Source organism: Plantibacter flavus, from assembly GCF_051487245.1.
GTDB lineage: Bacteria > Actinomycetota > Actinomycetes > Actinomycetales > Microbacteriaceae > Plantibacter > Plantibacter flavus_B.
Map to the genome: position 1 here is coordinate 336229 of NZ_JAHVDH010000004.1, position 24099 is coordinate 360327.

22 protein-coding genes are annotated in these 24099 nt (G+C 68.3%); 6 read left to right on the top strand and 16 right to left on the bottom strand.

The window, feature by feature from the left end:
- The first annotated feature begins 138 nt into the window (after nt 1-138).
- Nucleotides 139-579 (top strand): VOC family protein, encoded by a 441-nt coding sequence (locus tag KXS11_RS11860; RefSeq protein WP_437385794.1) that lies wholly within the window; start codon nt 139-141, stop codon nt 577-579.
- Between the two features lie 98 nt (nt 580-677).
- Here KXS11_RS11860 and KXS11_RS11865 read toward each other — a convergent pair whose 3' ends face one another.
- From KXS11_RS11865 to KXS11_RS11885, 5 genes are all read right to left on the bottom strand, one after another.
- The gene (locus KXS11_RS11865; RefSeq protein ID WP_437385795.1) at nt 678-1319 is read right to left on the bottom strand and encodes a winged helix-turn-helix transcriptional regulator; all 642 of its coding nucleotides are present in this window, start codon (nt 1317-1319) and stop codon (nt 678-680) included.
- A 6-nt stretch (nt 1320-1325) separates the two neighbouring features.
- The gene (locus KXS11_RS11870; protein ID WP_437385796.1) at nt 1326-1760 is read right to left on the bottom strand and encodes a VOC family protein; all 435 of its coding nucleotides are present in this window, start codon (nt 1758-1760) and stop codon (nt 1326-1328) included.
- Between the two features lie 77 nt (nt 1761-1837).
- Complete coding sequence (locus KXS11_RS11875; RefSeq protein WP_437385797.1) at nt 1838-2368, bottom strand: GNAT family N-acetyltransferase; 531 nt, start codon at nt 2366-2368, stop codon at nt 1838-1840.
- A gap of 39 nt (nt 2369-2407) precedes the next feature.
- Nucleotides 2408-3472, bottom strand: a complete 1065-nt coding sequence (locus tag KXS11_RS11880; protein ID WP_437385798.1) for a hypothetical protein — start codon at nt 3470-3472, stop codon at nt 2408-2410.
- Nucleotides 3473-3597: 125 nt separating this feature from the next.
- Nucleotides 3598-4593 (bottom strand): acetylxylan esterase, encoded by a 996-nt coding sequence (locus tag KXS11_RS11885; protein ID WP_437385799.1) that lies wholly within the window; start codon nt 4591-4593, stop codon nt 3598-3600.
- Nucleotides 4594-4634: 41 nt separating this feature from the next.
- Between KXS11_RS11885 and KXS11_RS11890 the strand changes: the two genes are divergently transcribed.
- Nucleotides 4635-5510: a DeoR/GlpR family DNA-binding transcription regulator gene (locus KXS11_RS11890; RefSeq protein ID WP_437385800.1), complete on the top strand. Its 876-nt coding sequence runs from the start codon at nt 4635-4637 to the stop codon at nt 5508-5510.
- 74 nt (nt 5511-5584) lie between these two features.
- On the opposite strand, the gene KXS11_RS11895 is transcribed toward KXS11_RS11890, so the two are convergent.
- From KXS11_RS11895 to KXS11_RS11915, 5 genes are all read right to left on the bottom strand, one after another.
- Nucleotides 5585-6478 carry a LacI family DNA-binding transcriptional regulator gene (locus KXS11_RS11895; RefSeq protein ID WP_437385801.1) on the bottom strand — a complete coding sequence of 298 codons (894 nt, stop codon included), beginning with the start codon at nt 6476-6478 and terminating at the stop codon, nt 5585-5587.
- A gap of 73 nt (nt 6479-6551) precedes the next feature.
- Nucleotides 6552-8480, bottom strand: a complete 1929-nt coding sequence (locus KXS11_RS11900; RefSeq protein ID WP_437385802.1) for a BNR-4 repeat-containing protein — start codon at nt 8478-8480, stop codon at nt 6552-6554.
- A 61-nt stretch (nt 8481-8541) separates the two neighbouring features.
- Nucleotides 8542-9873: an extracellular solute-binding protein gene (locus tag KXS11_RS11905; RefSeq protein WP_437385803.1), complete on the bottom strand. Its 1332-nt coding sequence runs from the start codon at nt 9871-9873 to the stop codon at nt 8542-8544.
- A 68-nt stretch (nt 9874-9941) separates the two neighbouring features.
- Entirely contained in the window at nt 9942-10877 is a 936-nt protein-coding gene (locus tag KXS11_RS11910; protein ID WP_437385804.1) for a carbohydrate ABC transporter permease, read from the bottom strand.
- Entirely contained in the window at nt 10874-11722 is an 849-nt protein-coding gene (locus tag KXS11_RS11915; protein ID WP_437385805.1) for a carbohydrate ABC transporter permease, read from the bottom strand. Before KXS11_RS11915 ends, KXS11_RS11910 begins: the two co-directional genes overlap by 4 nt.
- A 316-nt stretch (nt 11723-12038) precedes the next feature.
- Between KXS11_RS11915 and KXS11_RS11920 the strand changes: the two genes are divergently transcribed.
- The 3 genes from KXS11_RS11920 to KXS11_RS11930 all read left to right on the top strand — a co-directional run bounded on the left by KXS11_RS11920 (nt 12039) and on the right by KXS11_RS11930 (nt 14850).
- Entirely contained in the window at nt 12039-12578 is a 540-nt protein-coding gene (locus KXS11_RS11920; protein WP_437385806.1) for a hypothetical protein, read from the top strand.
- A 96-nt stretch (nt 12579-12674) separates the two neighbouring features.
- Nucleotides 12675-13136 (top strand): DUF1648 domain-containing protein, encoded by a 462-nt coding sequence (locus KXS11_RS11925; protein ID WP_437385807.1) that lies wholly within the window; start codon nt 12675-12677, stop codon nt 13134-13136.
- A gap of 61 nt (nt 13137-13197) precedes the next feature.
- Nucleotides 13198-14850: an RNA polymerase sigma factor gene (locus KXS11_RS11930; protein ID WP_437385808.1), complete on the top strand. Its 1653-nt coding sequence runs from the start codon at nt 13198-13200 to the stop codon at nt 14848-14850.
- A 41-nt stretch (nt 14851-14891) separates the two neighbouring features.
- Here KXS11_RS11930 and KXS11_RS11935 read toward each other — a convergent pair whose 3' ends face one another.
- From KXS11_RS11935 to KXS11_RS11955, 5 genes are all read right to left on the bottom strand, one after another.
- Nucleotides 14892-17012, bottom strand: coding sequence for an alpha-galactosidase (locus KXS11_RS11935; protein ID WP_437385809.1), 2121 nt, complete (start codon nt 17010-17012; stop codon nt 14892-14894).
- Nucleotides 17013-17018: 6 nt separating this feature from the next.
- Nucleotides 17019-18341, bottom strand: coding sequence for an ABC transporter substrate-binding protein (locus KXS11_RS11940; RefSeq protein ID WP_437385810.1), 1323 nt, complete (start codon nt 18339-18341; stop codon nt 17019-17021).
- Between the two features lie 81 nt (nt 18342-18422).
- On the bottom strand, nt 18423-19292 hold the full coding sequence (locus KXS11_RS11945; protein ID WP_437385811.1) for a carbohydrate ABC transporter permease: 870 nt from the start codon (nt 19290-19292) through the stop codon (nt 18423-18425).
- Entirely contained in the window at nt 19289-20233 is a 945-nt protein-coding gene (locus tag KXS11_RS11950; RefSeq protein WP_437385812.1) for a carbohydrate ABC transporter permease, read from the bottom strand. Before KXS11_RS11950 ends, KXS11_RS11945 begins: the two co-directional genes overlap by 4 nt.
- Nucleotides 20230-22242 carry a beta-galactosidase gene (locus tag KXS11_RS11955; protein WP_437385813.1) on the bottom strand — a complete coding sequence of 671 codons (2013 nt, stop codon included), beginning with the start codon at nt 22240-22242 and terminating at the stop codon, nt 20230-20232. Before KXS11_RS11955 ends, KXS11_RS11950 begins: the two co-directional genes overlap by 4 nt.
- A 165-nt stretch (nt 22243-22407) precedes the next feature.
- Here KXS11_RS11955 and KXS11_RS11960 point away from each other — a divergent pair, with 165 nt between their 5' ends.
- A complete protein-coding gene (locus KXS11_RS11960; protein ID WP_437385814.1) occupies nt 22408-23430 on the top strand; it encodes a LacI family DNA-binding transcriptional regulator in 1023 nt (340 codons plus the stop codon).
- Between the two features lie 5 nt (nt 23431-23435).
- On the opposite strand, the gene KXS11_RS11965 is transcribed toward KXS11_RS11960, so the two are convergent.
- Nucleotides 23436-24086, bottom strand: coding sequence for a hypothetical protein (locus tag KXS11_RS11965; RefSeq protein ID WP_437385815.1), 651 nt, complete (start codon nt 24084-24086; stop codon nt 23436-23438).
- Nucleotides 24087-24099 lie beyond the last annotated feature (13 nt).

Consider the following 24099-nt stretch of genomic DNA (forward strand, 5'->3'; position numbering starts at 1 on the left):
ACTCCCGCAGGACTTCCTCCAAGCTACCACTCTGCGGCACGACATTCCCACTCAGCGGGTTTATCTTGTCATCAGGTGGCATCATGGCGCCGACTCGATGCGGCTCCTCACGTCGGACATCCGACGTAGACTGCGGGCATGCCACGCATCAAGAGGTTCGACCATGTCGGCGTCACCGTGCAGGACCTCGACCTCGTCACGGCGTTCTTCGTCTCCCTCGGCCTGGAGGTCGAGGGGCGGACCTTCGTCGAGGGCGACTTCATCGACACGGTGACCGGCATTCCCGACTCGCGCTCGGAGATCGTGATGCTGAACGCTCCCGATGGCGGGACGAGCGTCGAACTGTCGAGCTTCGTCCGCCCCGATGCCGTCCCGGGCTCACCGGACGCGATGGCGAACGAACTGGGTCTCCGCAGCCTCGCGTTCGAAGTCGAGGACCTGACGGACTCCGTCGAGCAGCTCGCCGCCCAGGGCTACGGCCTCGTCGGCGGCGTCGGCAGCTACGAGAACGTGTGGCGCATGGCGTACGTGCGCGGACCAGAGGGAATCATCGTCGCCCTCGCCGAACGTATCGGCTGAGGTCACTCCCGACGACGAGGCCCTTCGACAAGCTCAGGGACCGAGGTGTTCCGGGGCTGGGCGAGCCCGCCACACGGCCGCCGTCTGGGGACGGTTCGTCAGGCCGCGAGGTGGAAGGTGTCCGCGAAGCGGTCGAGGAGTGCGTCGGGACCTCGCAGCACCTCGACGACACCGGATTGGATCGCGCGTTCCGGCGCGAGTTCACCGGAGATCAGCCGACGGATGTCCGGCCCGGCTGCGAAGGCGAGATCTGCAGGACCGTCGCCGCGCCGCACATCGAGTGACGAACCGTCGACGCGGATCAGGAGTTCGGCCGCGCCGACGCGTGCAGCGTACGAGGTCGCGGGGAGCGCAGCTGCGACCGGTGCGCGGAATGCCGCTCGCAGATCGATCGTCATCGCGTCGGGCGTGATGACCTGTTCCTCCCGCGGGTCGCCGAGGGCTTTGAACCCCCAGGCGCCGAGGGCGAGCACCACCGGCTCGAGCTCGCGCCCGTAGGGCGTGAGCTCGTAGAGGATCACGCGGGAACGAGGCGCCCGGCGGATGACGCCGGCCGCCTGCAACTCCTTGAGCCGCGTCGCGAGGATGTTGCTCGGGATCCGCTGCAGACCGGCAGCGAGCTCCCCGTAGCGACGCGGCCCGACGAGCAGATCGCGGATGATCAGCAGGGCCCAGCGCTCACCGATGAGCTCCAGGGCCTGCGTCACACCGCCGTACTGCCCGTAGTCGCGTGAAGCCATGAGACCTCAGGCCTGCTCGCTCTGGAACGCCTCGGGGCCCTGGGCTGCAGCCACCGGGTCCATGTAACCGAACTCGATGATGTTGCCGTCGGGGTCGGTGAGCTGGCGCTGGTACATGAAGCCGTAGTCCGAAGCCGGCTGCGCCTCCGTGCCACCCGACGCGATGCCCGCGGCGACGTTGGCGTCGACCTGCTCACGGCTGTCGACGAAGATCGCGGTCGAGACGGACACGTTCTCTGCCGGGTTGCCGATGGGACGCTCGCTGAAGGTCTGGAAGTAGTCGCGGACGAGCAGCATGAACGCGCTGTGGTCCTCCTCGACGACGACACAGGCTGCGTTGTGGTCGGTGAACTGCGGGTTCACCGTGAAGCCGATCGCCGTGTAGAACGCCTTCGCGCGCTCGAGGTCGGTCACCGGCAGGTTGACGAACATCATCTTCATCGTGCACTCCTTGTCGTGGGTCCGCACCGCGGACACCTAGATACTTGCAAAAAACAAGTGCGCGGTCAAGGGGTGATTCAGTCGCCCGTGCGCGGGAGCTCCACGCGGTACTTGAACCCGCGGTGGGATCCGACGAAACCGAGGCGCTCGTAGAAGCGGTGGGCGTCGATCCGCGCCTCGTCGGAGGTGAGCTGGACGAGCGACGAGCGCGTGGCCGGAGCTGCGACGTCGGTGACCCATCGCATCATCGCGGAGCCGATGCCCCCGGACCGGAGTTCGCTCGCGACACGCACCGCCTCGACGAGCAGCCTCGTCGACCCGCGACGAGCCATCCCTGGGATGCGCGTGAGCTGCATCGTGGCGAGCGGCCGGTCGACATCGTCCACGACGAGCAGGACGTCGTTGGAAGGATCGTCGATGATTTCGGCGAGCGCCGTGCGGTAGGCCGGGAGGTCCGCCGGGTCCGCCTGGTCACCTCGCGATGCGCTCACCGCATCGTCCGACAGCAAGCGGATGAGCGCGCCGAGGTCGTCGAGCCTTGCCCGGCGGAGGACGACCGACCGGCCTCGAGCGGTCAATGCGACGGGAAGCTGCAGTGCGGCGATCATCCCTCCAGCCTCCCATGCGGAGGGCCTGGCACGACGGCCCTACTGGGTGGGAGGCGGGGCGTCCTCATCGGGCGTCGCCGGCGGCCGGGGTGCCTCGGGCTGGGCCTGCTGCTGCGGGGGCACGGGCTGCTGCGGCCAGGTGGGCTGCGACGCGTACTGCTGCGGAGGCTGGGGGGCGTACTGCTGCGGGTTGTACGGCTGCTGCGGGGGCGCGGGCTGCCACTGCTGCGGTTGGCCGAACTGCTGGGACTGACCCGGCTGCTGCGGCCACTGACCCGGCTGCTGCTGCGGCTGACCGGGCTGGGCGGGTGCGTTCCCCTGCCAGGCGGGCGCGGCAGCGGGCTGTACGGGGTACCCGGAGGGCGGCGCCTGCAGTTGCTGCCCCTGCGGGTACTGACCCGGTGCCGGGTAGCGCGGCGTCTGGTACGGGGCCGTCGAGAACCCCGGACCAGCGGCGCCCGGGTACTGGGCAGCGGGGGTCTCGGGCTTGGGTTCGAACGCGCGGACGACGACCGGGATGATCGCGGAGATCGCAGCGGCGAGGGACGTCGCGCCGGCGATCCGCCACCACCAGTCCGGCCAGGCCGGCTCTGGGAACGCCATCGGGACGACGAGCACGATGACCGTGACCGCGAGCAGCACGACGGTCGCGACGGCGGTCCCGCGGATGACGGCGGTGGTGCCACGGGTGACGAAGTGGAGGATGTACAGCTGGATGATGAAGAGCCCGAGGCGCACCAGGAACACGATGCCGAGGAACAGGGCGATCTGCTGCGACCACACGTAGGCACTCGCGGTGTTGGCGGGCTGCAGCCAACCGTTCCAGAGCTTGAGCAGGCCGATGATGACCAACAGGATGTTGACGACCGTCGACGCCGCGAGGTACCAGCGGTTCGGGCCGTGCCCGGCGGCGGCGTCGAGCGACACGGCTCCGACGAAGGCGGCGAGCAGGAAGAGCGTCAACCAGACCCGACCGGCGATGCCTGCTTGATCGCCGACGATGATGAAGTACCCGCCCACGACGGCGGCCACGATGAGCGTGCCGATCGTCAGGGACATCGCGAACACGGCGGACCGTGACCGACGCGGCTTCGTCTGTTCCATCAGGAGTCTCCTGCCTCTTGGTGAACCTTCAGCGTAACGGGGTGCCGCCCGGGCACCAGGGGGCAGTCCCTCTGCTGTGGAGAAGGTCGACGTCCGTGTGCCTGTGGAGGGATGCGGACCGGCCGTCACCGCGCCGCATGCTCGGACCGTGCCGCCTCCAGTGCGCGAGCCAGGTGCGCTCGGGTCCCCGCGTACGACTCCGCGAGCACCGCCTCGACGCCCGGATACTCGGCGTGGCCTGCTGGCAGTACCTGCAGCTCCAGTTCGTCGATGGCGTTCGCGACGGCGAACTGCCCTGGGGGCGGCACGAACCCGTCCCAGAGCGCGCACTCGACGCGGACCGGCAGTTCGAGGAATCCTGCCGCCGTCGACGCATCGAAACACCGCAGGACCTCTCGCGCCTCAGGATGCTCGGCGACATACCCGCGGACGCGTTCGCCACTGCCCTCGCACTGCAGCTGCAGACGGATGTCGTACTGGCCGAAGCTCGGCACGACGAGCGTCGCCCCGACGAACCGCTCGTCCCACGGCAGTGCGAGGGCACCGATCCCGCCGCCGAAGCTCTCGCCGATGTAATACAGCGGCAGCTCACCCGCCACCTCCACGAGCGCCGACGCCGCATGCCACAGGTCGACCGCACAGCGCCCGAGCGAGTACGTGTCGACCGATTCGATGCCGAAGAGCACGTGCCCGTCATCCGGCGTCGGCGCACCGAGTCCTGCGTTGAACACGCCCTGGCCACGCGCGATCGGGAAGATCACCGCTGCGTCGTCCGGCACGCGTGAGAAGTCGGGTGCATCGCGCCCGCCGTAGCCGTGCCCGTGGACGATCCCGACGCGGGCCGGCCCTCCGATCGGGAGCGCCAACCAACCGCGCAGTCGCAGACCGTTCGCGACAGCGTGTTCGACCACGAAGACCTCGTGCGCGCCCTGGCGACCGACCGGGGTGAGCACCGGCTCAGGTGCCACGGTCATCGCCTCCGCGTACCAACTGCGCCACCGCTCGGCGAAACCGTCGGGCGGCGGCACCGGTGGGACCGCGTGCAACGCCTCGAGGTCGTAGCCGTAGGTCGCGTCGCGCACCTCGCTGCCGAACCAGTCCAGATATCGTGCGTCAGGCATGTGGGGTGAGTCCTCGTCTCATCGTCTCGGGGTGCTGCTGCATGGCCGGGCGACGCGGTCGTGCCAGACTGGCAGCCGGGTCGAAGGAGGACGCTGTGCTCGGTGCGGAACGCAGATCGCAGATCATGTCGGAGGTGCGACGTCGCGGAGCGGCGAGCGTCACCGAGCTCGCGCTCAGCCTGGGCGTCAGCGACATGACCGTGCGGCGCGACATCGAGCAGCTCGCCACCGAGGGTCTCGTCGACCGGGTGCGCGGAGGAGCGACGACCCCGCGGCTGCCCGACCAGGCGGACCTCGGCTTCCCGAACCAGGCCCGACGCCTGCTCGCCGAGAAGCGCGCCATCGCACGCCGCGCCGCCGAGCTGGTCGAACCCGGCATGTCCATCGGGCTGTCCGGCGGCACCACGACGTGGGCACTCGCCCAGGAGCTGCGCGCGATCCCGGAACTCACGATCGTCACGAACTCGCTTCCGGTCGCCGATGTGTTCGCACGTCCCGACCGCGCGGACGAGCCGTACACGCAGACCGTCGTGCTCACGGGCGGCGTCCGTACGCCGTCCGACGCACTTGTCGGCCCGGTGGCCGTCCGCGCGATCGAGCACCTGCACTGCGACATCGTCTTCCTCGGCGTCCGCGGCATCGACGTCCAGGCAGGCCTCACCACGTCGAACCTGCTCGAAGCGGAGACCAACCGTGCGCTCGTGGGCGCCGGCCGGCACTCGGTGGTGCTCGCCGACCACAGCAAGTGGGGTGCGGTCGGACTCACCACGATCGTCGACCTCCGCGAAGTCGACCAGCTCGTCATCGACGATGGCATCACGGCCGAGGTCGAGGAGTCTCTGCGCGCACAGTTCGGCGAGGTGTGGGTCGCGCGAGTCGAGGACGGATCATTCGCCGCGGCCGGTGCCGACGACTGATCGGGCGCACGGTCGAGGTCGCGCGCGCCGACGGGCGACCCGACGACCGGCAGGGAGGTGTGTGTCATGCGGGGTCAGCGGGTGGTGCTGTCCCGCACGACGATCGTGGCCTCCACGACGACGTGACGCACGGGCGTGTCCGCTCCGGGAGGGGCCGCGATCTGTCGTTCCAGCTCGGTGAACGCCGCCCGCACGATGGCGTCGTAGTCGGGCGCGACTGAGCTGAGCGAGGGCGCCGAGAACTGCGCCGCGTGGACGTCGTCGATGCCGATCACCGCGACGTCGTGCGGCACGCTGCGACCCGCTTCGTGCAGCGCCGCGAGCACACCGAACGCGACCGAGTCGTTGGAGCAGACGACACCGTCGACCGCCACACCCTCCGCGAGGAACCGCCGCATCACTCGGCGACCCTCCTCCGGCGTGAAGGCGTCGACGTGCCCGATGAGTTCCGGAGCCTGCGAGCGCCCGAGACGGGCCACCACGTCGCGGTACCCGGCGTAGCGCTGGTCGGCCGCGTCGGAGGGGCGCTCGTCGCGCGGGCCGATGAACGCGATGCGCGAGCAGCCGACCGCAGCCAGATGCTCCGTCGCCGTGACGGCCGCCGCCCGGTTGTCGATGGAGATGTGCGTGAACGGGCTGACCTGGATGTGCTCGCCGAGCAGCACGAGTGGCCCCGGCGAGGTGCGCCTGGTCAGGTCGCCGACCGTCAGCGACCGAGGGATGTGGATCAGGCCGTCGGTCGGCGGCAGGCCGACGCCGTTGGCGATGTCGACCTCGCGCTCGTGATCGCCCTCCGTGTGCTGGATGAGGATCGACAGCCCGCGCTCGTCCGCACCCCGGACGAGGAGGGTGGTGAGCTCCGCGAAGTAGGGCTCGTCCAGGTTCGGCACCGCGAGCGCGACGATCCCGGTGCGCTCGCGTCGGAGCACAGGGGCTGAACGCTGCGAGCCCGAGGCGGCGTCTGACACGGTGAAGCTCCTCACTGATGGCCGGGTCGTTCCGGACCGGTCGGGACCCATCCGGCCCCTGCCGAGCACAACGCTATCTCGGGTCATGATCGTTCCCCACTGCTTGCGTCCGTTCCGTCGCCGCGGGCGCGGGTTCTGCCGCGATCGCCTCGATCTCGAACACCCTCGCGACGTCGGTCGCCGATGCGGACGGGTCCGTGATGAGTAACCGCACCTGGTCGGCGACGAGCCCGTCGATCTCGGCGACCACGCTACCGAGGCGGTTGTCGTCAAAGCGTCCGACCTCGATCCACCCGGTCGCCGTGTGCACCTCGATCGTGAAGTCGCGCAGCACCGATGCGACGTTGTCGCCGCCGGCGTAGCCGCTGTGCACGCGGACGGCGGACAGCTCCGTCGGGGCCTGCCAGGCGGCGGTGATGTTCGGCGCCGTGTCGCCGACCGCCGAGATCCACCGGCTCGCGTCGGTGCAGTCACCGTCGACGGCGAGCTCCCCGCCGGTGTCGGTGCGCAGCGTGGACGAGACGGTCACCGTGGCGCCCAGGGCGACGTTCGTGCCGCCGAGATCGCCGCGGAGTGCCGAGACGATGTCCTGCAGCGACGAACCGCCGGTCTCCGCCACTGATCCCCGTGGGATCGACGCGTGCCGCAGCACGCCCTGCGTCCGCTCGTGGAGCGGTGCGCTCAGGTACAACACGTCAGTGCCATCGGTCGTCGTCTCGGCGCGCAGCCGCTGCTGGCCACTCATCGGCTCGCCGACGGTGCGCGCGTCCCAACCCGAGCCGCCTGCGGCCCGTTCGAGTCGGACGACCTGGCTCCGGTTCTCGCCACAGACCTGCACGGCAACGACGGCGTAGACGCGGTCGACACCTCCGGCGCTCGTCACGTCGATCCCCGCAACGGTGGAGACGCCGGAACCGAGGGACGATGAGTCGATAAGGGACTCGTCCGTCCAAGCGTTGTTGCTCCAGCTCGCGTAGCGGACGTCGTAGGCGGTCTCGTCGGCCTCCACGAAGCGGTAGACGATGCCCGTGAGCTCGGTGCCGTCGAGCGCGAGCTTCGCTGTCTGCAGGGCTGGCGTGTAGCTGCCGATCGCCTCACCGGTACCGAACGGGCGCCAGACGACCGAACCCGGCGTGGTGGGGGTGACTGGTCCGGTGAGACTCGTCCCCGCGACGTCAGTGAGCGAACCGTCGGCCGGGTCGTAGACCGCGTAGGAACCGAGGTGCCGCGCCGGGTCCGCCGGGAAGGGGCCCCACTCCCACAGCACGTGAACCCGACCGTCGACGTCGACCTCGAGGTCGTCCGGATAGAAGGAGTAGCCGGTAGCCGCGGCGATCGTCGACGCCCGTTCCCAGACGCCGGCTGCGAGGTCGAAGTGGTAGAGCACGCCCTCGCGGCGTCCCTGCGCATCCGTTCCGACCCGAACGAGCACCCAGACATCGCCCTCGGGGCCGCGAGCGGTCACCGGGTACGTCATGGCGGCGTCGAGGTCGGGCATGGCGGCCGTCACATCGACGAGGGAGGTGACGTCACCCGGCGTCGAGGAGCGGAACGCGTTCCACTGCTCGTTGTGCATCGAGACGAAGGCGTGGATCGTGCCCGCGCCGTCGACGACGATCGACGGCTGGTTGTGTCCGTTGTCGTCGGCGAACGTGACACAGGCGGCACCGGCGCTGGCCCGCAGGCAGTCCTCGGTCCACGTCCCGTCGATCGCCCGCGAAGCGAGGTGCACCTCGTGTCGCGCCGTCGCGGCGGCCGGCGCGTTGAAGGCGAAGTACGAGACCCCGTCGACCACGTCCAGCGGACGCCACCACCCTGCCTGGTTCGACGTGTCGACCGGGTACGGGAGCGTCTCGACCGAATCCGTCACGCTCGTGGTCGGCACGGCGCTGATGGACGGTCCGGTCGTCGCGGCGGAAGCCGGTGCCGCGCTTCCGAGTGCGAGCACCCCGATGGCGCAGACCGCGAGCATGCGGGCGATGGACGTGTGACTGAACTGCATGGTTCCCCCTTGAACCGTCAGGATGCTTTGGTACTCACGAGCGGACGTGCACGGCGCCGACTCAGCCGACCAGCTTCTGGGCAGCCTCGCCCGCGGACTTCATCGCGTCCGCCGGCTTCTCCTGGCCGACGAGCACCGCCTGCATCTTCTCGGCGATCTTCGTCTCGATCTGCGAGTACTGGACGAACTTCCAGAACGGGTTCGTCGAGCTCGTCGCGGTGATGCGGTCGCTGAAGTTCGCGGCGAAAGTGTCGTTCTTCACCGCATCCGAGTTCAGCGCGTCCTCCGTCGCCGGCGGCAGTCCGCGGGCCGCGAAGTCCTCGAGTACCGTCTCGGGGTCGGAGGTGACCCACTGCGCGAAGTCGGCGGCGGTCCCGGAGGCCGCACCGTCGACCACGGCGAGCGCACCGCCCCACACGAGCGCACGAGGCGTGTCGCCCTGCTTCAGGACCGGACGCGACACCGGCTGCAGCTTGCTCGCGAAGTCGGGGTCGGGGGATTCACCGGTGACGGCACTGCGGCCCACGATCGCGTCGTCGTAGACGGCGGTGCGTCCCTGCGCGAAGAGCGAACGGGCGTCGAAGCGGTCGACGTCGGCGGCGATCAGGCCCTGGTCGTACAAGCTCTTGTACCAGGTGACGGCCTCGATGCTCGCGTCGTCGCCGATGGTGACGGTGTCGCCGTCGACGAGCGGGCTGCCGAAGGTCTGCATCCAGATGAGGATGTCCTTGAGCTGTGCCGCCTTCGTCGAGGCAGCGTACGGGATCATGCCGTTGCCGAGACCCTTGAGCTTCTTCAGCGACCCCTCGAAGTCGTCGATGGTCGTCGGGAACTCACCGACCCCCGCCTGATCGAGGATGGCCTGGTTGGCGACGAGACCGATCGCGCCGATCGTCCACGGCAGGCCGTACTGCACGCCGTCGAACTGCGCGGCCGTGAGACCGGACTTCGTGTAGCCCCGGCCCTCGGTGAGCCCTGAGACGTCCTGCAGCTTGCCGAGGCTCGCCAGCGAACCGAGCCACGCGACGTCGACGTGGGCGACGCCGGAGAACTGTCCGCCACGCACCTGCAGCATGAGCTGGTTGATGTACTCGTTGTACGGGAACGACACCTCGCCGACGGTGACCTTCGACTGCTTCTCGTACTTCTGGAGCAGGCTCTGAATCGCAGGCGCGGACGCCTTCTCGGTGAGCGACCAGCTCGCGAAGTCGAAGTCCGTCGGGGTGCCGCCTGCGGTCGCCTTCGGGATCGACCCGGCGCCTGGTGCCGCACCGGTCGGGGCGCAGCCGGCCAGCGTGGCCGCGGCGACGCCGATGCCGAGGAACTGCAGGGCGCGGCGACGGGTGATGATGGTCTGGGACGTGTTGGACAGGAAGGTGTTGGGGTTGGACATGGCTCCTCCTCGAGCGGGTTCCGGGGGTTGCGGGAGAGTGGCGAAGGTACGTGGAAGGTCTCGGCTGATCAGCCCTTGACCGCGCCGGCGGTGAGGCCGCCGACAAGATGTCGCTGCAGCGCCATGAATGCGATCGCGACGGGCAGGGACACGACGAGCGACGCGGCCATGAGTTCCGGCCAAGCAGTCGCAGCCTCCCCCACGAAGGTGTTCACGAGGCCCGGCGGCAGGGTCTGCTTGTCTGGGCCGGCGAGCGTCAGGGCGAACACGAAGTCGTTCCACCCGCGGACGAAGGCGAATAGACCGGCCGCCACGAGACCGGGCGCCGACAACGGCAGCACGATCGAGTGGATGATGCGGAGTCGGGATGCACCGTCGACGCGGGCCGCCTCGATGAGCTCGTCCGGGATCGTGTCGAAGAAGCCCTTCAGCATCCACACGCACAGCGGCAGGGTGAAGGTCGTGAACGACAGGATCAGCGCCGCATAGGTGTTGAGCAAGCCGTACGCGCTGAACACCGAGTACAGCGTGATCAGCAGCAGTGCCTGCGGGAACATCTGCGAGGCGAGCACGAAGTACATCAGCGAACGACGACCGCGGTACCGGAACTTCGAGAACGAGTACCCCATGTATGCGGAGACGATCACGGACAGCAGCGCCGTGATGACCGAGACGATGATGCTGTTCCGCAGGTACATGAACAGGTCGGGGTTCGAGGCGAGTGACGCGTACGCCTCGAAGCTGATCTCGGTCGGGAAGATCTTCGGCGGGTAGGAGAACACCTGGTCACGCGGGGTGAGCGAGGTGGCGAGCAGCCAGTAGACGGGCAGGAGGCCGAACCCGCCGCAGACGATGACGGCGATCCACGCGCTGACCCGGACGGAGCGACGCTCGGAACGGAACAGGGACGGCTTGCGACGCAGCGCGCTCGTGTCGGCGGGGACGGGTGGAACGGCCTCAGGGGTCGTCTTGGGTGCTGCGGGAGGGGCGGTCGTGACGCTCATTTCTGCTCCCCTTTCTCCGAGAAGCGGACGTAGACGACGACGAGCGCCATCAGGAGGATGAGCCACAACAGGCCGAGTGCACCGGCGTGGCCGAGGTCGAAGCCGCGGAAGGCGGTCTCGTAGACGGCCGTGGCGAACGTCTGCGTGCTACCGGCCGGACCACCGCCGGTGAGGACGTAGATGATGTCGAAGTGCTGGAAGTTCCAAATGAACTCCAGCAGCAGGACGAGGCCGATGATGCCCTTCAGCTGCGGCACGGTGATCGAGAAGAAGCGACGGATCGTGCCGGCGCCGTCCATCTCGGCGGCCTCGTGCAGCTCCTGCGGAACCGTCTGGAGGCCCGCGAGCAGCATCACCATGATCCAGGGGAACGACTGCCAGGTCTTGGCGACGATCACGGCGAACATCGCGGTCTGCGGCTGGGCGAGCCAGGCCTGCGCTTCAATCCCGAAGATACCGAGGATGGCGTTCATCACGCCGTAGTTCGCGTTGAAGATCCACATCCAGAGGAACGAGACGACGACCCCGGGCACCAGCCACGGGATGAGCATGAGGCCGCGCATGATCTTCGCGCCGCGGATGCGGGTGTTGAGCGCGAGGGCCAATGCGAACCCGAGCACGAACGGCGCGATCGTGGTGCCGAGCGTGAAGACCATGGTCTGGCCCAGCAGCTTGAAGAAGTCGCCCTGCAGGACGTCGATGATGTTCTGGAACCCGACGAACTCACGGCCGGGCACGACGAGGCTCTGCTTGAAGAACGCCGTGACCAGCGCCGTGATCAGCGGATACGCCACCACCGCGACGAGGAGTGCGAGGCCCGGCACCACCAGGATGAAGGCGAACATCCCATCAGGGAGACGTTTCGGTTTGTTTGAAAATGTTGATACGTGTGAAGTCGTCATACTCACATCCTTGTGAGGAGCTCCCCGCGGGCCGAGGTCGTCCTGGTGTTCGAAGTTGACAGATAGCCGCCAAGTGATTCCCAGCTTGCCGGACAATCTCCAGGGCCGTCAACGCGTGACGGTTACATTTGCATAACTGCATGATTGTTTCTGTGTGTTGCTGTCATTTTGTGCTGTTCAGATCTCGCTCGGTGCGCCGTTTTGGGCCCGGAGCAATCGTTCGCCCATATGTGCACGACCGAGCTGGGATAGTGGAGGGGTGACCTACGACCTGAGCGTTCCCGCCCGACGAGACATCAAGCAGATTTCTGCAGCCATCGAAGCGGCCGAGGACGGTTCGTCCGTCCAGGCCCGGCTGAGCCTGTCGCGCTACGGCACGTTCGACCTGATCGGGGCAGCACGTCGCTCGCAGATCGTGACCGGTCTCTTCGTCGCTGGCACCGCGCTCGACCAGAACGGCAAGCCGACGAAGCCACTGCAGGTGCTCGAGTCGGTCGCCGACCTCGACGCGGTCGACCCCGACGCCTCGGCGGTCAGCGCACAGCTCGCCGACCTCACCCACGGCGACCTCGTCACGACGCGCTTCACAGATCCGTCCTATGGCGACTTCGGCGTCACCGGCATCGCCGTGTGGTCGGTCGTGGGCGGCGCATTCCTCGTCGGTGGCTGGCTCATCGGTGCGGAGGGGTCACCGGCGCCGCGCCTCACCGAGCTGGTGCGACTCTCCCCCGTCGGCGAACACCCGTGGCCAGTGCCCGCGCAGATCACGGTCGTCGGCGAGGACATCGGCACCGACTAGTCCGAGCTGCCATCCGTTCGCCCATCTGCAGGGCGAACGGGCACTCATCCGCCCGAACACGGGCGACCGAAGCGACACGCCGGGGGGCGAGGCACGGTGAAGACGATCCGGGAGACGTCGGCGGTCGCGCTCATGGGCGTCCCGCTCGTCACCACGATCGTGAGTGCAGCAGTCCTGCTGCCAGCGGCACCCGCGGAGCTCGCGATCCACTTCGATCGCAGCGGCGTGGTCGACGGGACGGCACCGACATGGCTCCTGGTGGCGATCTCACTCGTCCTGTCGCTGGGCGCACTCGGGCTCGCGATCGTCGGTCTACGCCCGTCATGGCAGGTGAACCGTCGCGTGCAGCGCGGCTTCGCCAGCGGAGCCGCCGCTGTCGCGACAGCGCTGTGGATCTCCACGGCGACGCTCGCACAACCCGGAGCCGCCAGCACTGGACCGACAGCGCCGCCCATCATCCTCGCGGTCCTGGGTGCCATCCTCTGGGGTGTCCTCTGCCTCGTCGTCACCCCGCCATACGTCGCCCCCGATGAAGACGACCGCGGGCCGGCGTCATGATCGTCGGATGCTCGACATGTTGAAGTGAGGGGCCGGTTCGGCCGGAGCACGACGGGGGAACATGCACCACACGACGACGAGCGACAGTGAGTTGCTTCGCGCGGCGGCCGGCGACGACCAGGCGGCGTTCGCGGCGATCTTCGACCGCCACGCACCGGCGGTGGGGCGCTACGCCTGGGCCTTCGTCTCCTCGCTCGACGAGGTCCAGGAACTCGTCCAGGAGACGTTCATCACCGCCTGGAACAAGCGCACCGGCATCCGGGTGGTCGACACCTCCGTGCTGCCCTGGCTGCTCGTCACGTGCCGCAACCATGCGCTGAACCATCGACGACGACGAGCCAGGCACGGTGCCGACGAACTCCCCGACATCGCGACGTTGAGGCCCGATCACGACATCGCTCGCGAGCGCCTTGCGGTGGTGCTCGCCGAGATCGAGGCGTTGCCCGATCTCGATCGCCTCGTCTGCGAACTGTGTCTCATCGAAGGTCGCTCCTATCGCGAGGCCGCCACGCTGGTCGGCGCGTCGGTCGGGAGCGTGGCGAAACACGATTGGAGCGTGCGCGAGCACGACTGCGGAAGGCGGTGGCAGCTCATGACGAATGACGAAACGACCCAAGACGCCGAGTTCTCGGCCATGCTCCTGCGCGCGCGCAGCACGGTGCTCGCGGCAACCCATCCGCGACCGAAACGCCGTCGAGGCGTGATCATCGGGGCCATGGCCGTGCTGCTCGTCGGAGGCGCCACTGCAGCCGGCGTCGCGGTGGCCGGTAACTCGGGGCCGCAGACGTATGTGGGACCGACCGTCATCGATGTGCCGGCGCCTGATGAAGCCGCAAGCGCGCTCGTCGTCACCTTCAGCTGCGTCGACCCGGGCGCCTACAGCGTGAGTGTCGATGGGGCACCGAACGGGACGATGGTGGGGACGTGCCGCGAGGGTGCGCCGGGCGGTGAGCGCTTCGGCTTCCAGATCGCCGATATCGGAGCACTGACCGACGCCGCGCAGCGCATCGAGGTCGTCGTCCCGGACGGCGCGCGGTTCACGCTCGAGCACTGGTATCAGGTGCCGAAGGGACCGAGCGTCGCCCCTGCCCCGGTGACGCCGGACGATCTCACGACGGACCCCGACTCGTACCCGTCACCTGATCCGATGACTGAGGACGAGCTCCTCCGGATCGCAGCGGCATCGGACACGCAACTCGTGGAGTCCATGCAGGAGCGCTACAGCGACTTCGTCGTTCCCCAGGTGGAGCGGGAGCGATTCCTGCTCCAGCCGGAGTGGGCGACGGTGCTGGCGGATTGCCTCACCGACGCCGGCCACCCGACGACGGCGTCCTCCGACGATGGTCTGCGGAACGATCGCCCGACCGGCGTCTCCGAGAACCAGCCGTGGGACACCGCATTCACCGCCTGCTCGCTCCGGTTCCCGATGGATCCGCGCTACAGCGTGCCGTTCAACGACGAACAGCTCACGTACCTGTACACGTACCTCGTGACGGTCGCGACGCCTCGGATCGAAGCCCTTGGTGGCTCCGTCTCGACCCCGCCCAACCTGACGACGTTCATCGCCGACTACCGGACGGGTGCCGCCTGGAACCCCTTCTGGGACGTGAGTGGCTCGTTCGACCGCGACGCGATGCTCGACATCCGCCAGATCCCGGTGGGGTTCTACGGCGCCGACATCGCCGAGGAGGAACGGGCGTACCGCGAGCGCTGAACCGTGCACCCGTTCGCCCGAAGCTGGGCGAACGGGACGGGTTAGAGCGCGTCCACCGTGAAGAGTTGCGCCTGCTCCGGGAGCAGGAGTGGCACGGCGACACCGATCTCGGCGAGGGCACGGCCCGTGAGCACGATGGAGCCTGCGGCGATCCAGGCGGGCGGTGCGTCCTGGATGGTGCGCGGTTCCGCCCCCAGCGACAACGGCCGCACGACATAACTGCGGTCAACGTCGAGGCCGGGGATACGGAGCGGGGCCGGGATCGCCGTGAGTGGTGCGGCGAGCGCCACCTGTGCGACGAGCGCCGACGAGCGGTCGGCGGACACGACGCCGTGCGCGAGGATCGCCGGGTCGGACGGGTCCATCCGCACGAGCGTGCCCGTGTGCAGCAGGGGCCGCAGGCGCTTGTCGTGAGCGATCCAGTCGGCGATGAGTTCGAGTTCGGTCTCGCTCGCCTCGTTGAGGTTCCACTCGATCCCCGCGCTGCCGAAGAGCGCGGTCGCGAGCCGGAACGCGAGGTCCGAGGTCCGGTAGGTGGTGTGCGACTGCGCGGCCCCGAGGTGTCCGCCCAGGTACTCGGGCGGCACGACGAGCGAGGTGTACCGATGGATCGACTGCCGCTCCAGTGGGTCGTTGGTGTCGCTCGGCCACACCCGGTCGACGCGTTCGAGGATGCCCAGGTCGACGCGGCCGCCGCCGGAAGCGCACGATTCGATGTCGACGCCCGGATGCGCGGCCCGCACGGCGTCGAGCAGTCGATACAGCGCCTGCGTCTGCCGGTGGGCGGAACCGCCGAGCAGGTCTCGGTTGTGGTCCCACTTGAGGAAGGCGATGTCGTACTCGGTGAGCAGTGCGTCGAGGCAGCCCAGAATGTAGGCGAAGGCGTCGGGGTTGGAGAGGTCGAGGACGCGCTGGAACCGCCAGGTCGGTGCATCCACGTGACCGAGGATCCACTCGGGGTGCGTTCGCGCCAGCTCGGAGTCGGGGTTCACCATCTCGGGTTCCACCCACAGGCCGAAGTCCATCCCGGCGGCGGTCACCGCGTCGACGAGCGGCGAGAGTCCGCCGGCCCAGCGTTCGGGGTCGACGAACCAATCGCCGAGCGCGCGTCGGTCGTCGGTGCGACCGGTGAACCAACCGTCGTCGAGGACGAAGCGTTCGACGCCCACGCGACTCGCCTGCTCGACGAGACGGAGCAGGGTCGGGAGGTCGTGGTCGAAGTAGACGGCCTCCCAGGTGTTGAGGACGACGGGGCGCGGCCGGGTGATGGTGCTCCAGGAGCGGATCCACGGGTGCAAGCGGGCGGACACCCCGTCGAGGCCGGCGGCGGAGTACACGGCGACGGTCAACGGTGAGGCGTACGACTCCCCCGGTGCGAGGACCATTTCGCCGGGCGCGAGCAGTTCGGCGGAACCGGTGACCGCGGACCCGAGCGCCGAACGCTCCACCCAGACAGCCTTGTCACCACTCCACGCCAGGTGGGTCGCCCAGACCTCGCCGGAGCGGAACCCGAACCCTGGCGCGCCGACGGCGAGGAGGAAGGCGTCGTCATGACCGGGGCGACCGTGGCGGTGCTCGCGGGTCCAGGCGCCCTGGCCGAGACGGTGTCGTTGCGGTGTGCGTTCGTGCGTCCACAGCCCGGTGAAGTCGAGCACCTCCGCCGCACGGTCGGGGACGGGCAGGACAGTGCCCAGGGCGTCGACTGCGAGCAGCCCGGCCGCAGGCTCTGCGGCGTCTGCATCTGCGTCGTTCCGGACGACATGTCCGATGCGCAGCACACCCTGCGGCGTGAGCTCGATCGTGGAGACCACCGTGAGCTCCGCGTCGGCGTCGGCGACGGTGAGGACGAGCGTGTCGCGGTCGCGCTGCTGTGACACCAGACGCAGGGCGAGGAGGGTGAGCGAACCGAACGAGGCCGGGCGGTGCACCCCGATCCCCGGGCGCCCGCTCCACCCGTCGAACAGGGTGGGGAGCAGGCTGAGGCGAGGCGGTTCGTCGATGGATGACGGCGGGATCGCCGGCGTCAGCGCCTCGGCGAGCGAGGTGAGGGCGGGGGCGTCGAGGTCCCCGACGTCAGCACCCCAGTGCAGGATGGTGGGCACCTTCGTGCCGCGGGCGTCGACGATCAGGCTGACGCCCGCGGCACGAAGGTGGTGGATCACTGGTGACTACTCCTTGACGGGGATGGACTGCGCCTTGAGGGCGTCGATCGTCGCCGACTGACCCTTCGTGAGGGCGTCGAGCAGCGTGCCGTTGCCGGAGACCGCCGCCTTGAAGCCATCGGACACGTCGTTGTACGTCTGCGTCATCGTCGGACCCCAGGCGAAGTCCTCGGACACCTCGGAGGACGCCTCTGCGAACACATCGTAGATCGGCTGGCCACCGTAGAAGTCGACACCCTCCTTGAGCACGGGCAGCTCGAGGCCGGCCTTCGTCGCGGGGTAGATGTTCGCGGACGTGTTCAGCATGGTGAGCGCCTCTTCGGAGGTGTTCAGCCACAGTGCGAACTTCGCAGCCTCGTACGGGTGCTCGGAACCGGTGAAGACCGCCGTGGAGGAGCCGCCCCAGTTGCCCGCTGCGGAGTCGCCGGACTCCCACTGCGGAGCCTTCGCGACCGCCCACTTGCCGGCCGTGTCAGGCGCGCCGGAAGCGATGGAGTTCGCGCCCCAGACCGCGGAGTTCCACGTCCATGCTGCGCTGGAGTTGTAGGCGTTGTCCCACTCGGTCGTCCACGCCGGAACGGTCGAGACGAGGTCCTCGTCGATGAGGTCCTGCCAGTAGTCGGCCACCTTCTTGGACGCGGCATCGGTCAGGTCGACGGTCCAGTCGCTGCCGTCGTTCTTGAACCAGCTGCCGCCGGCCTGCCAGACGAACCCGGCGAACTGGTTGATGTCGCCCTGCGAGAAGTTGGTGATGTAGGCGCCGGTGGCACGCACCTTCTTGGCGGCCTCCTTGTACTCTGCCCACGTCGTCGGGATCGCGATGCCGTTCTGCTCGAACAGGTCGGCCCGGTAGAACATGGCCATCGGGCCGGAGTCCTGCGGCACGGCGTACACCGAGTCCGATTCACCGAGGGAGACCTGGCCCCAGGTCCAGTCCACGAAGTCGTCCTTCGCGGCCATGACGTCTTCACAGGCGCCGAGGTCCATGAGGCCGTTCTGCACGCGGAAGTTCGGCAGGGCGTCGTACTCGATCTGGCCGAGGTCGGGTGCGTTGCCGGCCTTCAGCTGGTTGAAGAAGTTCTGGTACGTGCCACTGTTGCCGTTCGGGCCGGTCTGCACGGCGACCTGGATGTCGGGGTTCGCCTTGTTCCAGACGTCGACGACCTCCTCGATGCCGGGGATCCAGGAGGTGAAGCTGAGGTCGACCTTGCCCTCTGCCGGGGCGCAGGAGGCAGCAGCACTGCCGCCCTCCGACCCGGTGGAGGAGCAGCCGCTCAGGACGACGGCCGACAGCACCGCTGCGGCGACCGCTGTTCTCTTGAGGTTCATTGCTGATCCGTTTCTGTGGATGGTGCGGGATGGGTGTTCGGGTGGTGCTGGTGTTTCGGGAGGTGCAGGTCGTTGGGACGGTTACTTGACCGCTCCGGCACCGAGGCCGGATCGCCAGAACCGCTGGAGGAGGAGGAAGGTGATGACGAGCGGGATGATCGACAGGAAGGCGCCGACGAGGACGTACAGGCGCAGCTCGGGGATCTGGTTCACCTGCGAGTTCCAGGAGTAGAGCCCGAGGGTGACCGGGAACAGCGCTTCGTCGCGCAGCATGATGAGCGGCAGGAAGAAGTTGTTCCAGATCGCGACGAACTGGAACAGGAACACCGTCACGAGCGCCGGGAACATGAGGCGTACCGAGATCGTGAAGAAGGTTCGGATCTCACCGGCGCCGTCGAGACGCGACGCCTCGAGCAGCTCCTCCGGCACACTCGACGCCGCGAAGATCCGCGTCAGGTACACGCCGAACGGGCTGACGAGCGACGGCAGGAAGACGGCCCAGAAGGTGTTCGTCAGGCCGACCTGGCTGAAGATGAGGAAGAGCGGCAGGGCGAGCGCGGTCGCCGGCACGAGCACTCCGCCGAGGACGACGTTGAAGATCGCGTCGCGGCCCGGGAACCGGTACTTCGCGAGCGCATACCCGCACATCGCGGCGATGAGCGTGCCGATGAGCGCACCGAGCCCGGCGTACAGCACCGAGTTCAGCATCCACTTCAGGTACACGCCGTCGCGGTAGGCGATGAGCTGGCCGACGTTCTCGAACAGGTTGAAGTCCGCGAACCACAGGGGCGCGGAGTTCGTGAACTGCGTGGGCGACTTCGTCGACGCGATGAACAGCCACCAGATCGGGATGAGGAAGTAGAGCGTGAAGACGAGCATCACGATGAGCGCGCCGGCACGGGAGAGGCGACTCTCCTTCGGGCCACGGCCGGTGGACAGGATGGCGGTCATTTGCCTTCCTTTCGCTGCGTGAACTTCAAGAACCCGAAGGAGAGGACGAAGGTCGCCAGGGCGAGCACGACCGAGAAGGCGGCTGCGAGGTTCACGTTCGGGATGGACGAGGTGGTGTACACCGTGAGGTTCGGCGTGAAGGTGCTGCTCACTGCCGAGCTGAACGAGCGGAACACCTGGGGTTCGGCGAGCAGCTGGAGCGTGCCGATGATGGAGAAGATCGCCGTGAGGACGATCGCGGGCATGACGAGGGGGATCTTGATCGCCCACGCGATCCGGAACTGACCGGCGCCGTCGAGTCGGGCCGCCTCGTAGATCTCCGTCGGGATGGAGAGCAGCGACGAGTAGATGATGAGCATGTTGTAGCCGACGAACACCCAAGTGACGACGTTCGCGATGGCCCAGAGCACGAGGTCCGCGGACAGGAAGTTCACGTTCTGTGTGATCGCGGTGAACGGCGACAGGTTGGGCGAGTACAGGAAGCCCCACATGATCGCTGCGATGACACCGGGCACCGCGTACGGGACGAAGAACGCGAGGCGGAAGAACCGCTTCCCTCGGAGCAGGGGCGAGTCGAGCAGGAGCGCGAAGATCAGCGCCAGGCCGAGCATGATCGGCACCTGCACGGCGCCGAAGGCGAGCACACGCCCGACGGACTGCCAGAAGGGCCCGTTCTGGAACACCTGCACGTACTGGGCGAAGCCGCCGAAGACCTCGCGGGCCTCGCCGAACGTGCCGTCGCGTTCGATGACGAGCAGCGACTGGTAGACCGCGTACCCGATCGGCACGAGGTAGAACAGGGCGAACAGGACGGCGAACGGGGCGATGAAGATGAAGATGGCCCGTTTGTGCTGCACCACCGCCTTCGCCAGGCGTGGTGCCGTTCCGCGGCGCAGGGGCCGCGGGGACGCCACCTTCGCCGTCTCGGTGTTGACGCTCATCGCGTGAGGTCCTCTCTGATCACGCGCACGGCACCGGCAGGCACACGTGCAATGGAGTCGACGGGTTCACCGGTGACGAGTTCGTATCCGGTCGCCGGCAGCTCGACGTCGTGCGTCGAGTGGTTGATGAGGAAGCGGTAGCTCCGGTCGGCGTCCGCGCGGCGGATGACCTCGAGGCCGGGTTCGCGCTCATCGCCCTGCGGCTGGGCACCGGCGGCGTGGGCAGCGTCACGGAGGACATCGTCGAGCGCGTCGGCGTCGAGGCTCGTCGCCAGGTACCACGCTGTGCCGCCGTGCTCGCCGACCCGGTTGCGGGTGATCGCCGGGCGTCCGACGGCTGGTCCGTCGGCGAAGGTGTCGACGACGTCTGCGCCGCGTGCGCGGGTGCGCTCCGACCATGCCGTGGCCGTCTTCCCGGAGGCGAGGGTGAGCACCTGGCCGGGGAGCACGGGTGCGAACTCCTCGACGTTGACGCCGAGCAGGTCGCGGAAGGCGCCGGGGTATCCGCCGGGTCGCACGCGGTCCTCCTCGTCGGCGATGCCACTGAAGAAGGTGATGACCGCATGGCCGCCTGCCGCCACGTAGTCACTGATGACGGCGGCTTCACGGTCGCGGACGAGATACAGGTTCGGCACGACGACGAGACGGTAGGCGGACAGGTCGGCGCCCGGGCGCACGATGTCGACGGTGTGGCCGAGACGACGCAGTGAGGCGTGCGCCGCGTGCACCTGCGCCAGGTGTTCGACCGAGTGCGACGGGCGACTCTCGCCGTCAGCGGCCCACCAGTTCTCCCAGGAGAACAGCAGGGCGACGTCGGCCTGGACCCGTGTGCCGATGATCTCGTCGAGTCGATCGAGGGTGCCGCCGAGCTCGACCACCTCGCGCCAGAGGTCCGTGTCGGTTCCGGCGTGCGGGAGGAGGGCGGAGTGGAACTTCTCCGATCCCTGCAGCGACGCACGCCACTGGAAGAAGCACACGGCCTCGGCGCCCTTGGCGACGTGGGTGAGCGAGTTGCGCGTCATCTCCCCGGGAGCCTTCGCGAGGTTCTGCGGCTGCCAGTTCACGGCACCGGTCGACTGCTCCATGAGCAGCCAGGCCCCACCGCCTGCGAGTCCGCGGGTCACGTCGCTCGCGAACGACAGCTCAGCGGTCGGGTCCGCCAGGCGGTTGTCGAGGTAGTGGTCGTTGGCGACGATGTCCATCTCCGGCGCCCACTGCCAGTAGTCGAGGTTCCTGATGTGCGCGGTGACCATGAAGTTGGTGGTGACGGGGACGGTGCTGTGTCGACGGAGCACCTCGAGTTCGGCACGGTAGTAGCCGAGCAGTTCGTCGGAGGAGAAACGCTGGAAGTCGATGACCTGGCTCGGGTTGCGGCTGGAGAGCGTGAGTCGCGGCGGCAGGATCTCGTCGAAGTCGCTGTACTGCTGGCTCCAGAAGGAGGTGCCCCAGGCGGTGTTGAGGCGATCGATCGTCGCGTAGCGGGCACGCAGCCAGCCTCGGAACGCCTCTGCGCTCTCGTCGTCGTAGCAGAGCGCATTGTGGCAGCCGAGCTCGTTCGAGACGTGCCAGAGGGCGACGGCCGGGTGCGAGCCGTAGCGGGCACCGACGCGCTCGACGAGCTCGAGCGCTGCGCGACGGAACACCGCGGACGACGGGCACCACGCCTGTCGTCCACCGGGGTAACGGGTGGTGCCGTCCTCGGTCTCCGGCAGGATCTCGGGGTGCTGGTGGGTGAGCCACGGCGGGGCTGACGCGGTTCCGGTGCCGAGGTTCACCCGGATGCCGGCCTCGTGCAGGAGGTCGAGGATCTCGTCGAGACCGCTGAAGTCGTATTCGCCCGGGCGCGGCTCGAGGTGCGACCAGCCGAAGATGTTGAGGGCGACGAAGTCCACTCCGGCTTCGCGCATGAGGGCGACGTCCTCGCGCCAGACGGCACGATCCCACTGCTCGGGGTTGTAGTCGCAGCCGTAGGCGATGCCGTCGTGGCTGAACGTGGGAGCGCTGCTCATCGAATCTTCTGCAATCTGTGGACGAGGTTCTGTGAACGTGCACAGATTGCAGAGCGACAACTCCACGTTGAGAGTCTGTGAACGTACACAGAGTATGGGCGAAGATCGGAATCTGTCAATCCGGACCACCCGGAATCAGGTTGCAAGCGGCGCTAGGGTGGAGCCGTGACCCCTCCGCCGACTCGACGCAGACGCGCGACCGTCCACGACGTCGCCGTCGAAGCCGGCGTGTCCCGTGGCACCGTCAGCCGTGTCGTCAACGGTGAGCGGTACGTGTCCGCCGAGGCCCGCGAAGCGATCGAGGCGGCCATCGAGAAGGTCGGCTACGTGCCGAACACCGCGGCCAGGAACCTCGTGATGCAGCGCACTCAGGCGGTGGGCTTCGTGGTCCACGAACCGCACAGCCTGTTCGTCGACGACCCCAACATCGGCAACATCCTCCTCGGTGCGAACGAGGCCCTGTCGCAGGCCGACCATCAGCTCGTGTGTCTCGTCGTCGACTCCGAGCGCGACACCGACCGCATCACCCGCTACCTCTCCGGCGGTTTCGTCGACGGCGTCATCATGGTCTCAGCACGCCAGAACGACCCGATCACCCGGGTCATCGAGCGGCTCGCGCTTCCCGCGACGTTCGTCGGTCATCCCCCGGACCTCCATGAGCTGCCGTTCGTCGGCATCGACAACCGTGCAGCATCCGCGTCCATCACCGGCGAGCTGATCGGCGCCGGCCGTCGACGGATCGGGATGATCGCAGCAGCCCTCGACCGCGACTCCGGCTCCGACCGTCTCGCGGGCTTCCGCGACGCCCTCGGTGCGGGGTTCGACGAGCAACTCGTGGTCGACGTGCCGTTGTACTCGTACCAGGACGGCTTCGAGGGGATGAGCGTGCTCCTCGGGCGCGATCCCGCGATCGACGGGGTGTTCGCCGCGTCGGACGCCGTCGCCGCAGGTGCCATCGAAGCGCTGCGGGCCGCCGGCCGTCGGGTGCCCGAAGACGTCTCGATCGTCGGATTCGACGATTCAGCCTGGGCGCTGCGCTGCCACCCAGCGCTCACGACGGTGCACCAGCCGGCAGCCGCCGTCGGTCGGCGGGCCGCGGAGGTGCTCCTCGCCCAGCTCCGGGGCGAGACCATCTCCCCGCCCGGGTCGTTCGTCCCGACGTCGATCGTGCGGCGCGGGAGCGTCTGACGCCGTCAGCGGTAGCAGCCCTCGTCGGAGATGAGGACCACGTACTCCTTGCCGCCTTCGGTGTACGCCTGCACCCCGAGGGCATCGTCGTAACTCTGGACGTCGATGTCGTCGGCCGATTCCGAGAGATCGAAGCTGACCCAGGTCGGGTCGTCGGCGCCCCCGACGTACACCGGCCATTCTTCGTCTGCGAAGAAGTCCGCGATCGTCTGCTCAGACGACTCGCTGGTACCCGGTGCGACCTCGAACGTCTTGATGGAGCGGGCGAAGTAGAGCTCGCCGCCATCCCACGCATCGAATGAGCATCGAATCTCCTCCCACTCGCCCTCCTCGCTGATGATCGTGTTGAACGGGATGAGCGAGGAGCCCTGGGTGAGCGTCGCGTTCGCGAGGGCACGAGCCTCCGCAGGCGAGGGCATCGAGTCGTCGTCTGCCAGTCCGCCGTCGAACAGGTCTTCGCCGGTCAGGCCCTGAGCGTTCAGCTCCTCCTCGACGGCCGCGGCGAACGGGCCTGCGCCGGCGCCGATCGTCACCGCGACGGGGAGGACGTAGCCGACGATCTGGAGGACGAACGCCGCGATGAGCAGGACGACGGCCCCCGCGCCGAGCTGCTGTCGCTTGTGCGTGGGAGCTGCGGACGGCGCGTTCTCGATCACAGTGGCTCGCTTC